The organism is Thalassobaculum sp. OXR-137 (genome assembly GCF_034377285.1).
In the GTDB taxonomy this organism is placed as follows: Bacteria; Pseudomonadota; Alphaproteobacteria; order Thalassobaculales; family Thalassobaculaceae; genus Thalassobaculum.
Map to the genome: position 1 here is coordinate 3,758,059 of NZ_CP139715.1, position 13,518 is coordinate 3,771,576.

The 13,518-nt window shown below is 66.7% G+C and carries 13 protein-coding genes and 1 tRNA gene; 11 read left to right on the top strand and 3 right to left on the bottom strand.

Translation table 11 applies throughout. The features are described 5' to 3' along the window. Positions 1-72: 72 nt before the first annotated feature. The 4 genes from T8K17_RS17375 (at position 73) to T8K17_RS17390 (ending at position 2,352) form a co-directional block, all read left to right on the top strand. The gene (locus T8K17_RS17375; protein WP_322330999.1) at positions 73-1,332 is read left to right on the top strand and encodes an HD domain-containing phosphohydrolase; all 1,260 of its coding nucleotides are present in this window, start codon (positions 73-75) and stop codon (positions 1,330-1,332) included. A 117-nt stretch (positions 1,333-1,449) separates the two neighbouring features. Further along, a tRNA-Lys gene (locus T8K17_RS17380) sits at positions 1,450-1,525 on the top strand. 215 nt (positions 1,526-1,740) lie between these two features. Then, positions 1,741-2,052, top strand: coding sequence for a hypothetical protein (locus T8K17_RS17385; RefSeq protein ID WP_322331000.1), 312 nt, complete (start codon positions 1,741-1,743; stop codon positions 2,050-2,052). A gap of 69 nt (positions 2,053-2,121) precedes the next feature. Then, entirely contained in the window at positions 2,122-2,352 is a 231-nt protein-coding gene (locus tag T8K17_RS17390) for a hypothetical protein (RefSeq protein ID WP_322331001.1), read from the top strand. 36 nt (positions 2,353-2,388) lie between these two features. On the opposite strand, the gene T8K17_RS17395 is transcribed toward T8K17_RS17390, so the two are convergent. Next, entirely contained in the window at positions 2,389-2,928 is a 540-nt protein-coding gene (locus T8K17_RS17395) for an N-acetyltransferase (RefSeq protein ID WP_322331002.1), read from the bottom strand. Positions 2,929-3,041: 113 nt separating this feature from the next. Further along, positions 3,042-4,214 carry an aminotransferase class V-fold PLP-dependent enzyme gene (locus T8K17_RS17400; protein ID WP_322331003.1) on the bottom strand — a complete coding sequence of 391 codons (1,173 nt, stop codon included), beginning with the start codon at positions 4,212-4,214 and terminating at the stop codon, positions 3,042-3,044. Positions 4,215-4,553: 339 nt separating this feature from the next. Here T8K17_RS17400 and T8K17_RS17405 point away from each other — a divergent pair, with 339 nt between their 5' ends. Further along, positions 4,554-5,273, top strand: coding sequence for a DUF502 domain-containing protein (locus T8K17_RS17405; RefSeq protein ID WP_322331004.1), 720 nt, complete (start codon positions 4,554-4,556; stop codon positions 5,271-5,273). A 38-nt stretch (positions 5,274-5,311) separates the two neighbouring features. After that, positions 5,312-5,980 (top strand): DUF4286 family protein, encoded by a 669-nt coding sequence (locus T8K17_RS17410; RefSeq protein ID WP_322331005.1) that lies wholly within the window; start codon positions 5,312-5,314, stop codon positions 5,978-5,980. 126 nt (positions 5,981-6,106) lie between these two features. On the opposite strand, the gene T8K17_RS17415 is transcribed toward T8K17_RS17410, so the two are convergent. Continuing rightward, positions 6,107-7,699, bottom strand: coding sequence for a sigma-54 interaction domain-containing protein (locus T8K17_RS17415; RefSeq protein ID WP_322331006.1), 1,593 nt, complete (start codon positions 7,697-7,699; stop codon positions 6,107-6,109). Between the two features lie 123 nt (positions 7,700-7,822). On the opposite strand from T8K17_RS17415, the gene T8K17_RS17420 reads away from it, so the two are divergent. From T8K17_RS17420 to T8K17_RS17440, 5 genes are read left to right on the top strand one after another with little or no spacing between them, the layout of a single operon-like run. Then, positions 7,823-9,028 (top strand): CoA transferase, encoded by a 1,206-nt coding sequence (locus tag T8K17_RS17420; RefSeq protein ID WP_322331007.1) that lies wholly within the window; start codon positions 7,823-7,825, stop codon positions 9,026-9,028. A gap of 41 nt (positions 9,029-9,069) precedes the next feature. Continuing rightward, positions 9,070-9,855 (top strand): enoyl-CoA hydratase-related protein, encoded by a 786-nt coding sequence (locus T8K17_RS17425; RefSeq protein ID WP_322331008.1) that lies wholly within the window; start codon positions 9,070-9,072, stop codon positions 9,853-9,855. A 10-nt stretch (positions 9,856-9,865) separates the two neighbouring features. After that, complete coding sequence (locus T8K17_RS17430) at positions 9,866-11,518, top strand: class I adenylate-forming enzyme family protein (RefSeq protein ID WP_322331009.1); 1,653 nt, start codon at positions 9,866-9,868, stop codon at positions 11,516-11,518. A gap of 12 nt (positions 11,519-11,530) precedes the next feature. Next, the gene (locus tag T8K17_RS17435) at positions 11,531-12,301 is read left to right on the top strand and encodes an enoyl-CoA hydratase/isomerase family protein (RefSeq protein WP_322331010.1); all 771 of its coding nucleotides are present in this window, start codon (positions 11,531-11,533) and stop codon (positions 12,299-12,301) included. Next, the gene (locus T8K17_RS17440) at positions 12,301-13,476 is read left to right on the top strand and encodes an acyl-CoA dehydrogenase family protein (RefSeq protein WP_322331011.1); all 1,176 of its coding nucleotides are present in this window, start codon (positions 12,301-12,303) and stop codon (positions 13,474-13,476) included. The genes T8K17_RS17435 and T8K17_RS17440 overlap by 1 nt, the downstream gene beginning before the upstream one ends. Positions 13,477-13,518: the final 42 nt, after the last annotated feature.

Here is a 13,518-nt window from a genome sequence, read left to right on the forward strand (position 1 = left end):
AAGACGTCGGGATCAACACAATTTTAAGCATGTCATGGTTAAGTGCTCCGACAACCAAGGAGCTGTGCACCGATGGCGATTGCGACCGACTCCGACGAGTCCGCTTCCCCCCGCATTCTTGACACCCTCAAAGGCCCCGCAGCCGCGGTCTCGGCTGCCTATGTTGCGGTCGCAACGCTCTATATCCTCTTTTCCGACCTGATCGTCTCTTTGATATCGAGCGATCCCGAGGTCCTGATCGAACTCCAGATGACCAAGGGATTTGCCTTCGTCGCTGTCACGGGTGTGTCCCTCTTCTTGGTCTGGACGAGTCTCGAGAAGCGCGAGCGGCATGAGCGCCTGCGCCACGAGAATACCCGCAAGCGGCTGGGGGACCTGAGCAACGCGTTGCCCAATCCCCTGCTGATCCTCGATACCGACGGACGCCTGGTGGAGTGGAATGCCGCCAACGAAGCCGTGCTCGGCTATTCCCATAGCAATCTGTCGGGGATGACGGTCGACGCCCTGGCGCATCCGGACGATCTGGCCGCCGCCAAGGCGGCGATCGGCCGGGTCAAGGACACGGCGCGCCCGACGAACGCCGATGTCAGGCTGGTCACCGCTGACGGCCGCACACTGTCCTACCGCTGGCATGGCGCGCCGCTGTTGGACGCCAACGGTGCGGTATCCGAGATCGCCGTTGTCGGGATCGACATGACCGACCTCAAGGATGCCCAGGAGCGGCTTCGCGGCGCGCTGCAAGGGGTCAAGCATGTGCTGAAGCAGACCGTGGATGCGATCGCCATGGCGGTGGAGAAACGCGATCCCTATACCGCCGGCCACGAGAGGCGGGTCGCGGTTCTCAGCCTTGAGATCGCGCACGAAATGGGGTTGTCGAACGATGCGTGCGAAGGGCTGGAATACAGCGCGTTGCTGCACGATGTGGGAAAGCTCGCGGTACCGACCGACATTCTGACCCGGCCGGGCCGTCTGACGGCCAGCGAGTTCGACGTGGTGAAGTCCCACGCCGAACACGGCTATGAGATCCTGAGGGAGATCGATTTTCCCTGGCCGGTGGCCGACATCATCCGTCAGCACCATGAGCGTCTGGACGGATCGGGTTACCCCCAGGGGCTCAAGGCGGACGAGATCTGCCGGGAAGCCCGTATCATCGGTGTCGCCGATGTGGTCGAGGCGATGTGGAGCCACCGGCCGTATCGCGCCGGCCTGGGTATCGATGCCGCCCTCGACGAGTTGCGCGCGGGCAGCGGCACCCGGTATGACCCCGACGTCGTACGGGCGTGCGAAACGGTTATCGCCCGGGGCTTCGCCTTCGCCCCCGCCGTGGCGTGAGGATGCGCCCCTCGATCGCGCGCCCGTCGTGACGGGCAGGGGCGTGGATGTATCTTTTACGTCGGCTTTTGCTTGACCCGGCGGGATGCGCTGCATAGCTTCCCGCCACCCCTTGGCGGGCGCGTAGCTCAGTTGGTAGAGCATCTGACTTTTAATCAGACGGTCACAGGTTCGAACCCTGTCGCGCTCACCATTCCCCGCCTTTCCAGACCACTCGAGACCGGCACCGCCATTCGGCGGAAGCATCCGTTCCGGTCCTGCGTCGCAGAGTAAAAGCCCAGACGTTTATTCAGGCTTTACTGCGGCCTCCATCCCAGCCGTCTAACGCGCTTTGCACCTCCCGCTGCTCAGCGTATATTGCAACAGCGTTAAATGGCGTTAATAACGCATGGGCGTGGGAGTCCGGCGATGTTCGACTTTCTGAAAGTCAGCAAGGATAAGAAAAAGCCCGTCCGGCCCCGGCCGGTGAGCGCTCCGAAGAAGGCCGAATCCAAGGGGACGGTCAAAATAGATAAATTTGTCTTTAATGTTCGAGAGATTAACGACAAGGGATTCATCCTGGATCCTTATGACAAGGACATCGTGATTTCCGGCCAGCGCTTCCGGTTCGAGATCAACGCGGTGTACAACGACAAACCGATCCAGGGCCGGGCGGAAGCCGTCGTCACTAAAGTCGTAGACAACGCCCTGGCCGCGGCCTTCGTCACCAAGTTCTTCTGAGATCGCACTCTCCCTACGGCGGGCCGCCTGGCGATTGTGGACGGGCGGCGATTCGGCCATACTCGTCCCATGAGCGAACGCGACAAAGCCCTGAAGCTCCTGCGCGCCGTCCGGCAGAAGATCGACCCGGACGTTCTCAAGCGCGCCCAGAACGCGGCGCTGGTTCAGATCGGCCAGAAGCCGCCGGAGCCGGAGAACGAGGCGTCGCGCCTGTTCAAGCAGGCTCTGGCGAATGGCGGCAAGCGTCGCGTGGAGATCCTGCGCGAACTCGAGCGCAAGTTCAGGCACAAGCTGAACTGATCGATCCCAAGCTCGTTTGCCGGTCCACTCACGCCGTCACCAAATTTCCGGGCGGTTAAGCGCCGATACACAGGTGGACGACCCTCGAAGATTGGGGAAATCCCACTGACTGAGGGGGCGTCCAAGCCATCCGTGCGGATGACTGAGCGGCAGCGGCGGCCGAGCCTGCTGTTCGGTGATTTGCTGGAAGCCGACGCGGGCATAGTAGGCCGGATCGCCATATGTGATCGCGACATCGACCCCCCGGGCGCGCAGAGCCTCCAAGGCGTGGTTGATCAGGCCCTGCCCAACGCCCCGGCGCTGACGCCGGCCCGTCACCGCCATTGGAGAAAGCAGAACCACGCTTCGCGGATCGTCTGCGAAGCTCAGAGGCGTGAAGACGGCTGCCCCGATCACGGCACCGTCGTCTTCCGCGCAGAACACGTCGATATCCGTCGTCGGCGTATGTGCGAGCAGATCTCGGGTGAGATCGCCGACGAGGGCGCCTTCCTCCGGCCCTTCGGAGTCGGAGAATGTCGCAGCGAACAGGTCTATGAGGGCTTCTTCGCGTCCTGCAAATCCGACCGTGATTTCCATACCCCGCCTCTTTCTGCGCGAGAGGGCGTCACTGCGCCTTGCCCGTTCAGCAACACGGACCTGCAGCAACCGAATGTACGCCCGACCCGGCTCGATCCGGCGGCATCGTGCCGCTAGGCATTCGGCCGCTTGGCCAGAACCGCGTCGGCCAGGATGTCGATCTCGCCGATATGGTTGTAGATCTGGCTGGAGACCCGGGCGTACAGACCGCCGCCCAGTGGGTTCACGCGGACCTGGATGTTGTCCTCGTTCAACAGCCGCAGCCGGAGGTCGCGGGCCTGGTCGAAGCTGGTGCCGTAGCCGTCGGGCAGCCGGACCATCACCATCGAGCCCACCATGCTCTCCGGCTGTCCCATCTCCGTGCCCCAGGCGGCCGCCAGGCGGCGGCCGGCGGCCATGGCCAGGGCATGGTTGTGGGCGCGGATCGCCTCGATGCCGAACTTGTCGACGAAATCCAGCGCCGTCGGCAGGGAATGCTGGGCCGACCCGTCGCGGGTGCCCACCCAGTCGAACTCCTCGCGGAATCCGCCGCCATAGCCGTGGCTGATCACCGCCGGGTGCAGCCTGTCGATCACCCGCGGCCCGGCCCATAGGAAGGCGCAGCCCTTGGCCGCGAAGAGCCATTTGTGGCAGGTGCCGGTGTACCAGTCGGCCCCGAGCGCCTCGATGTCGAGCCCCATCATGCCCGGCGCATGGGCGCCGTCGACCAGCACCAGCGCGCCGGCATCCCGGGCGGCGGCGGTCATCGGCGCCACCGGGAGGGCGAGGGCCGTCGGCGAGGTGACATGGTCGATGATCGCCAGACGCGGCTTGCTCTCGGCGAGGGCGGTCTCGAAGGCGGCGATGGCCTGTTCCGGCGCCTCGGCCGGAAAGGGCAGGGTCCATTCGGCGATCTCCGCCCCGGTCATCGTGCACACGAAGCGGACGGTGTTGCGGACCGCGCCGTAGGTCTGGTCGTTGATCAGGATCCGGTCGCCCGGCTTCAGGTCGAGGGAGCGCAGGATCGCGTTCACCGCCTGTGTCGGGTTCTCGACCATGGCGAGGCTGTCGCCCGTGGTGCCGACATAGGGAGCGAGCCTGGCGGCGGCGGCGCGCAGGGCCGGGCGGAACTCGAACTCCATGAATCGGCTGGGCTCCGCCTCCATCCGATCGCGCCAGTCGCGCTGCGCCTCCAGCACGGCCCGCGGCGTGGCGCCGTAGGAGCCGTGGTTGAGGTGCACGGAGCGCTCTTCGAGGCAGAAAAGCGGGCGGAGGTCGGTGCCGAAGGCGGAAGGAACGGTCTTCATGGAGGCAAGTGTGCCGGAGGTTTCGCGGCCCCGCCAAGGCTACTTTGTCCTGCCGACAATGATTTTCGCGCTGCCCAGCCGACAGCGTCCGGACCCCTGTGGCGCGCCTGCCTCATTTTGGCCAGGGCCACGGGATATTCGGTTTCGGGACGCCCGACAGGGACGGGAGACAGGCCGGGAATGGGGGGCGATTGTGTGGCGGAATGGCTTGGCGCTATGCTGCCTGTTGATATTGCGCCGCACACAAGAACTCGTGGCTCGCCCTGGCAGCGGGGAGCCCGGCTCCCTAAATGACCGTAAACGCAGATCCGCTTATCCGCGCAGAGGAGGCCGCCGCTGATGGCGCCGAATACCAAGGTCTCAATGTTTTCCCGGCTTCGGACCTACTTCTTCGCGGGCGTGCTGGTCACCGCGCCCATTGGCATAACCCTCTATCTTGCGTGGCTGATCATCGATTTTATCGATAATCGGGTCACGCCGCTGATACCGGCCCGCTACAACCCGGAGACCTATCTGCCGTTCGGCATCCCGGGTCTCGGTGTGATCGTCGCCATTGTCGTGCTGACGATCATCGGCGCCTTCACCGCCGGGCTGGTCGGCCGCTGGCTGGTGAGCCTGTCCGAGCGGCTGATGGCCCGCATGCCGGTCATCCGCAACGTGCACAGCGCGCTGAAGCAGATCCTTGAGACGGTGCTGGCGCAGCAGTCCAAGGCGTTCCGCCAGGTGGTGATGATCGAATACCCCCGCCGGGGGATCTGGGCGCTGGGATTCCTGACGGGCGATACGGTGGGCGAGGTGCAGAATCTGACTTCCGACGACGTGGTCAACGTGTTCCTGCCGACCACGCCGAACCCGACCTCCGGCTTCCTGCTCTTCGTTCCGCGCGAGGACTGCCACGTTCTAACGATGACGGTGGAGGAGGGGATAAAGATGGTGGTCTCCGGCGGCATCGTGACGCCGCCCGATCGCCGGCCCAAGGACGCCCGCGATGTGCCTGTGATCCCCGCGGCCTCGCCGGATCATCCGGAGGGACCGACCCGGCGGATCGACGCGGCCTGATCTCAAGAAGAACAAGCGATATCCGGAGGGAGAGACACATGACCGATGCGGTGATGGCGGTCTGGGGCGACACCGCGCCCGAGGGCGACGCCGAGTTCAGCGAGTGGTACCACCGCGAGCACATCCCCGAGCGGGTCGGCATGCCCGGCTGGCGCAACGGCCGGCGCTACCGCAAGATCGGCCGCGGCAAGCACCGCTATCTGGCGGTCTACGACGTCGACCGCATGGCCTGTTTCGACGACCCGGCCTATCGCCACGCGCTCGACCATCCGACCGAGTGGACCACCCGGATGATGCCGAATTTCCGCAACTTCGTGCGGGCCACCAGCCGGGTGCGGTTCTCCAGCGGCGAGGCGCTGGGATCGGTGATCGCGACGGTGCGCTACGATCCGGGTACCGGCGACCCCGAGGAGATCGCCCGCTGGCTCGCCGGCACCGCCCTGCACGACCTGCGCACCAGCGAGGGCATCACCCGGGTGCAGCACTGGCAGGCCGATATGGATCGATCCCTTGCGAAGACCGCCGAGCAGGCGATCCGCACCAGCCGCGACGGCAAGGCGCCGTTCACCGCGGTGGTGGAGGGAACCGAGCGCGCGTTCGTCGAGGCGGCGCTGGTGGAAGCGGGCATCATCGAAGGCCTCGCCGACCGCGGCGCCCGCAAGGTCGAGAGCGGGCTGTACAGCATGCTGTTCGCGCTGCATCGCTGACCCTTCGACACGTCCCCCGGCTGAACGCCGGGGTCCTGCTCAGGGTGAGGTCAATTTTTTGAACCTAAGATGACCTCTCCCTGAGCAGCGCCCCCTTGGGCGCGTGTCGAAGGGCCGCCGCCGCCCTTACCCCGCCATCTCCCCGAGGCGCTTGTACAGATAGGTCCGGCTGATCCCCAGTGCCTCGGCGGCGCGCTTCTTGTTGCCGTCGGCGCGGTCCAGGGCTTCGGCGATCAGCCGCTCCTCCAGCGCGCGGAGTTGCGCCTCCAGCGGGGCGGCGGGGTTCGCCTGCGGTTCCTCTCCCACTAAGTCCGGCAGGTCTGCCGGGGTCAGTTCCTCGCCGTCGCAGAAGATCGCCGCCTTCTGCACCGTGTTGAACAGCTCGCGTACGTTTCCGGGCCAGGGATGGGCGGTCAGCAGCGCCATGGCATCGGCCCGCACGCCTCGGCTTGGCAGGTTGTGGCGCTTCACGGTGCGGGCGAGGAAGGTGCGGACCAGGGCAGGGATGTCGGCCGCCCGGTCGCGCAGCGGCGGCAGCCAGAGGGTGATGGCGCCGATGCGGAAATACAGGTCGGCGCGGAAATCCTCCTCCTCGATCATCCGCTCCAGCGGCCGGTTGGTGGCGGTGACCAGGCGGAAGTCGGCGCTGCGGGAGCGGTGGCCGCCAAGGCGCTCGAAAGTGCCTTCCTCCAGCACCCGCAGCACTTTGGCCTGGATGTCGATGCCCATGTCGCCGATCTCGTCGAGGAACAGGGTGCCCTTGTCGGCCAGTTCGAACTTGCCCGACCGGCCGCGCTTGTCGGCCCCGGTGAAGGAGCCGGGCTCGTAGCCGAACAGTTCGGCTTCTACGAGGGTGGCGGGGAGGGCGGCGGCGTTCAGCACCACCAGCGGCTTGGCTGCCCGGTTCGACTGGCCGTGCAGCGCGCGGGCGACCAGCTCCTTGCCGGTGCCGCTCTCGCCGCGGATCAGGACGGAAATGTCGAGCGACGCGATGCGGGCGATGTCGGCCTTGAGCTTCCGGATCGGCGGGCTGTCGCCGATGATCGCCTCCAGATCGGCCGGACCCGGCCGCATCTCCTCCAGCTCGCGGCGGTAGTAGTCGACCTCTGCCCGCAGCTTGGCGATCTCGCGGCCGAATTCCAGCGCCTGGTCCGGTCCCTTGAACATCACCTGGCCGATGGCGCCGACGGTGCGGTCGTCCCGGCTGATGGGAAAGCGGCTGACGATGCGGGCGACACCGTTCATCTCCTGCAGCCGGCCGATCTGGGCACGGCCCGACCGGGCCACCTCGGGCAGGCGCGTGTTTTCGATCACCTCCTCGGCCGGGCGGCCGAGGCCTTCGCCGCGCTTCATGCCGAAGAACTTGGCATGCACCGGGCTGACCCAGCGCAGCAGCCCCTCGGCATCGACCACGGTGATCGCCTCGTAGGGGTTGGTGAGGAAATGGGCGAGGATCTCGTGGGCGAAGTCGACGCTCGCGGCGAAATCCACCACCGGGTCCTCGCCCCCCCCCGGCCAGACCAGGTGCAGGGCGACGCCCCTATCGGTGTGACGGGACAGCACCGACCAGACCGTGTCGCCGAGATCCACGCTCCAGATCCGTCGGTCCGGATCGGCGACCGTCAATGCGCGGTCGACGGCGTCGGGCAGGCGCGGGCCGTCGGCGAAGAGCAGGGTGCCGTCGGGCTGGAACAGGCGGATGCTGGGAGATGTGTCCATGAGGCGGACAGTAGAAAATCCGTTTGTCCGCGTCGAGTACAGTTCTGGAGTCTAGGATGCGGAAATCCGGCGGATCTGCGGTTGGCACGGCCGTTGCGCTGTCCGCAGGTGGAGGAACCGCCCATGACCGACACCAAGTTACCGCTCAACGATCTGCCGCCGGCGCCCACCGGCGCACCGTTCGACCTGCTCGAGGGCGTGCGGGTGCTCGACCTGACCACGTCCATCGCCGGGCCTTACGCGACGCTGCTGCTGGCGGATTACGGGGCCGATGTGGTGAAGATCGAGCGGCCGGGCAGCGGCGACGACGCCCGCGCCTGGGGCCCGCCGTTTCTCGACGGCGACTCGCTCTGGTTCATGTCGGTGAACCGCAACAAGCGCAGTGTAGCCGTCGACTACACGGTCGATCCCGGGCGCTCCCTGTTCGAGAAGCTGGTCTCCGCCGCCGACGTGGTGGTTCTGAACCAGGTGCCGCGGGTGCAGGAGAAGCTGAAGACCAACCCGGCGACCCTGCAAAAACTCAATCCCGGGCTGATCGTCGCCTCGGTCACCGGCTTCGGCCTGACCGGCGAGCGCAAGGACAAGCCCTGTTACGACCTGATCGCGGAAGGCTATTCCGGCGTCATGGACCTGACCGGCGAGCCGGACAGCCCGCCGCAGAAGGTCGGCACCCCCGCCGCCGACCTGCTGGCCGGGCACGATCTGGCGCTGGCCGTCGCCGCCGCCCTGGTGCGCAAGGGCCGCACGGGGCAGGGCGCCGTGGTCGACGTCTCCATGGTGGAGAGCATGACCCGCTTCATGGTGCCGCGCATCGCCAGCTATCTGGGCTCCGGCGAGGTGCCGGCCCGCTCCGGCGCGCGGGACAGTGTGATCGCGATCTATCAGGTGTTCGACACCGCCGACGACCCGATGACCCTCGGCCTCGGCAATGACGCGATCTGGCGGCGGTTTTGGCAGGCGGTGGGCGATGCCAGGCGCGGCGAGGATCCGGCGACCGCCACCAATGCCGGCCGCCGCGAGGTCCGCGCCGAGCTGGTAGCCGAGATCCAGGCGATCCTGAAGACCCGGCCCCGGGCCGAATGGCTCGCCCTGTTCGACGCCAACAAGGTGCCAGCCGGCCCGATCCAGCGTGTGGACGAGGTCTGCACCGATCGCCATCTGTACGAGCGTGGCTTCCTCTATACGATCGCGCGGGAGGGCAAGAGCCCGTCGCCCCAGGTCGGCACCGGCGTACAGATCGACGGCCGGGCCAACGCGCCGCGCCGCGCGCCGCCGGATCTCGGCGCCCACGAGACCGACATCCGCGCCGACTGGCTCGGCGAAAGCTGACCCCGGCCCTTCGAAGAACACCATCCCAAGGGAAGAGACGCATGTCCCAGACGTTCGAGACCATCCTGTACGAGGAAGACGGCCCCATCGGCTGGATCACCATCAACCGGCCGGAAGACGGGAACATGTTCACCCCCGTCACCTGTATCGAGATCCGCGACTGTATCGAGGCGATCCGCCGCGAGACCCGCACCCGCGTGGTGGTGCTAACAGGGGCGGGCGAGAAGTTCTTCTGCATCGGCGGCCGCAAGGACGGCATGGAGGACACCACTCTCTATGCCGGCGTGCTTCCGACGCTTGAGATGTACGACGCCATCGACAAGCTGCAGAAGCCGGTGATCGCCATGGTCAACGGTTTCGCGGTCGGCGGCGGCAACGTGCTGCACACGGTCTGCGACCTCACCATCGCCAAGGAAAGCGCGGTGTTTCGCCAGGTCGGCCCGATGATGGGCAGCTTCGACGCCGGCTACGGTACTTGGTATCTGGAGGACGCCATCGGCAAGAAGCGGGCGAAGGAGATGTGGTACACAAACCGCAAGCTTTCCGCCGCCGAGGCGCTTGACTGGGGTCTGATCAACAAGGTGGTGCCGGACGACAAGTTGCGCGAGGAGACCCGCGCCTGGGCACTGTCGATCTCCGAGCGCGGCCCGATGGCCCTGGCCGGCATCAAGCACGCCTTCCTCGCGCGTCATGGCGGTGTCGGCGGTCTCGGCCGCGTCTCCCACGACATGCTGCTGAAGCTGTACCTGAAGACCGAGGAGAGCCAGGAGCTGTCCAAGGCCTTCGGCGAGCGCCGCACGCCCGATCCGGACAAGTTCGGCCACTGAGGGCGCGGTCATGAGCCGGCTTCTGACCCTGCACGACCCGGCCACGGCGCGGCGCTACTACGAGGCCGGTCTGTGGCATGACGAGACCTTCTATGCCCTGCTGGCCAAGCACGCGGCCGCACGGCCCGACGCCAAAGCGGTGCGGGATTCCGCCCGCCATCTGACCTGGGGGCAGTTGAAGGACTGGGTCGACACCATTGCCGACAGCCTGCACGAGGCGGGCGTGGTGACCGGCGAGCGGGTGGCGCTCTGGGCTTCCAACCGTGTGGAAGTGGTCGCGTCCTTCCTGGCGTGCTCGCGCAACGGCTATGTCTGCAACCCGTCGCTCCACCGCAACTACACGGTGGAGGAGATCGCCGGCCTGCTGCAGCGGGTCGGGGCGACGGCGGCCGTGGTGGAGACCGGCTGGGGGGCCGATACCGATCGCCACGACCCGATCGCCGCCCTGCGCGGGCTGGAGGCCATGCGCAGGGTCTTTGTCCTGCCGCCCCACCGCGCAGAGGGCGACCTGCCGGGGGTCGGCACCGCCCCGCGCCACCTGCGGGAGCCCGACCCGAACCCGGACAGCATCTGCTATCTCGCCTTCACCAGCGGCACGACGGGCAAGCCCAAGGGGGTGATGCATTCCGACAATTCGCTGTTGGCCAACTGCCGCGACCTGGTGAAGGACTGGCATCACGACAGTTCCACCGTGCTGCTGACCCTGTCGCCGCTGAGCCACCACATCGCCTGGGTCGCGGTCGGCCAGTGGCTGGTCGCCGGCATGCAGCTGGTGATCGACGATCCCGCCCCGGGCCTGTCCCGCCTCGACTGGATGATCGAGACCGGGGCGACCTACGTGATGGGCGTGCCCACCCATGCCATGGACATCCAGGCCGAACAGGCGCGGCGCGGCATCGGGAAGCTTGGCTCGGTCAACCTGTTCTACATGGCCGGCTCGCCGATCCCGCCGGCCGTGGCAGAGCGGTTCGTGCGCCAGGGCGTGCGGCCGCAGAACATCTACGGCATGACCGAGAACTCCTCGCACCAGTACACCCACCCGGTGGACGACGAGGCGACGATCTGCGCCACCTGCGGACGCGGGGGGGCGGGGTACGAGGTGCGGATCTTCTCCCAGGAGAACCGGGACGAGGAGGTGCCGCCCGGCACCATCGGCGAGATCGGCGGCAAGGGCGCCGCCCTGATGCTGGGATATTTCGACAACCAGGCCGCCACCGAGGGCTCGTTCAACCGCGACGGCTGGTTCCTGTCCGGCGATCTCGGCGTGCTCGACGGCAACGGCAACCTGTCCATCGTCGGCCGGCTGAAGGACGTGGTGATCCGCGGCGGCCACAACATCTTCCCGGCCCGGGTGGAAGATCTGGCGGTGAAGCATCCTAACATCGCCAAGGCGGCGGCTTTCCCGGTGCCGGACGAACGGCTCGGCGAGAAGCTGGCCCTGGCGATCCTGCCAAGCGGGGAGAGCCCCGATGCCGCCACAGTGCTGAATCATCTCTATGCGGTGGGGCTGTCGAAATACGACATGCCGGAATACTTCCTGGTGATGGACAGCTTCCCGCTGACCCCCAGCGGTAAGATCCTGAAGCGCGAGCTGGCGGAATGGGCGAAGTCCGGACGGATTGCGCCCGAGCCCTGCCGGTTCAAGCAGCCCGAAGACGCCTGAGGAGACGACACCATGACCGTGACCCTGGCCCTGTCCGAAGGGATCGCCACCCTGACCATCGACCGTCAGGAGACGCTGAATGCGCTTAATTTCAGCCTGATATCGGATATCGCTGAGAAACTGGACGAGGTCCGAGACTCTGCGGCTCGTGGCCTGCTGATCACCGGTGCCGGCGAGAAGGCGTTCTGCGCCGGCGCCGATATCAAGGAACTGATGGGCCGAGACCTGATGGCCCAGAAGCGCGGTGCGGAGGCCGGGCAGGCGACCTTCGCCAAGATCGCCGCCCTGGAGATCCCGTCGCTCGCCCTGATCAACGGTTTCGCCTTCGGCGGCGGGCTTGAGATGGCGCTGGCCTGCACCTTCCGGATGGCGGTGCCGACTGCGAAGATGGGACTGCCGGAGATCAAGCTCGGCCTGATCCCGGGCTATGGCGGAACCCAGCGGCTGCCGCGCCTGATAGGCGAGGGGCGGGCGCTGGAGATGATCCTGACCGGCCGCACCGTCGATGCCGAGGAGGCGCATCGGATCGGTCTGGTGAATAGGTTGGCCGAAACCGCCGATCCAGTTGCCGAGGCACAGGGCTTCCTGGGCGAGGTGACCCGCTACGGCCTGCCGGCGATCAGCTTCGCCAAGGAGGCGGTGACCCGCGCCCTGGACCTGCCGATCCATGAGGGGCTGAAGGTGGAGGCGGATCTCTCCACCCTGTCCTTCCGCACCGAGGACGCCGACGAGGGCCTCGCCGCCTTCGTCGAGAAACGCAAACCGAGTTTCAAGGATCGCTGATGGCCACCGTACTCGACCGCCTGGACGCCAGCCTCGACCTGCCCGAGGACGAGGCCATGGTGCTGGACAGCGTGCGCCAGCTCGCCACCGAGAAGATCGCGCCGCGTGCCGCGGAGCACGACCGCAACGGCACCTATCCGGCCGACAACATCGCCGAGATGAACGCGCTCGGCATGAACGCCATGTTCGTGCCGGAGGAATATGGCGGGCTCGGCCTGTCCTACACTGTCTATCTCGCCTGCGTGCGGGAGATCTCCAAGGCTTGTGCGTCGACCGGCATCATCTGGGCCACCAACTTCCACGGCATGAAGCCGGTGATGGATTTCGGCACCGAGGCGCAGAAGCAGCGCATCCTGCCGACCATCGCCGCCGGCGGGATCGGCTCGCTCTGCATCACCGAGCCGACGGCCGGCTCCGACGCCACCGGCATGAAGACCCGCATCACCCCGGACGGCAACGAGAGCGTGGTGATCAACGGCGGGAAGACCTTCATCTCCAACGGCAACGTCGCCGACCACCTGCTGGTCTTCGGCAAGTGGAGCGAGATCGACGACCCGCGCAAGTCGATCACCGCCTTCGTGGTCGACAAGGACACGCCGGGCCTGGAGGTCCTCCGCAAGGAGGAGAAGATGGGCCACCGGGCCGCACCCACGGTGGCGCTGTCCTTCGAGGACATGAAGATTCCGCGCGAGAACATCATCGGCGAGCCGGGAGACGGGCTGCAGATCCTGCTGTCCTCGCTGAACAAGTCGCGGCCCAGCGTGGCGGCCCAGGCGCTCGGCATCGCCCGGGCGGCGTTCGAGGACGCGATCGACTACATCAACGACCGCCGCCAGTCGGGCAAGCGGATCGTCGAGTTCCAGGGCATCCAGTTCACCCTGGCCGATCTCGCCACCGACCTCGCCATGTGCGAGGCGTGGCTGTGGAAGGTCGGCCGCATGGTCGACGGCGGCGCGACGGATTTCGGGATCGAGGCGTCGATGCTGAAGATGCGCGGCTCCGATCTCGCCATGCGGATCGCCGACGAGGCGGTGCAGCTCCATGGCGGCTACGGCTACTGCCAGGACTACCGGGTCGAGCGGCTGATGCGCGACGCCAAGATCACCCAGATCTGGGAAGGCACCAACCAGATCCACCGCCAGCTCATCGGCCGCAGTTTCGCGCGGAAGGAATAGGCAACCCCAGACCCCGACCCGTCATCCTGAACTCGTTTCAGG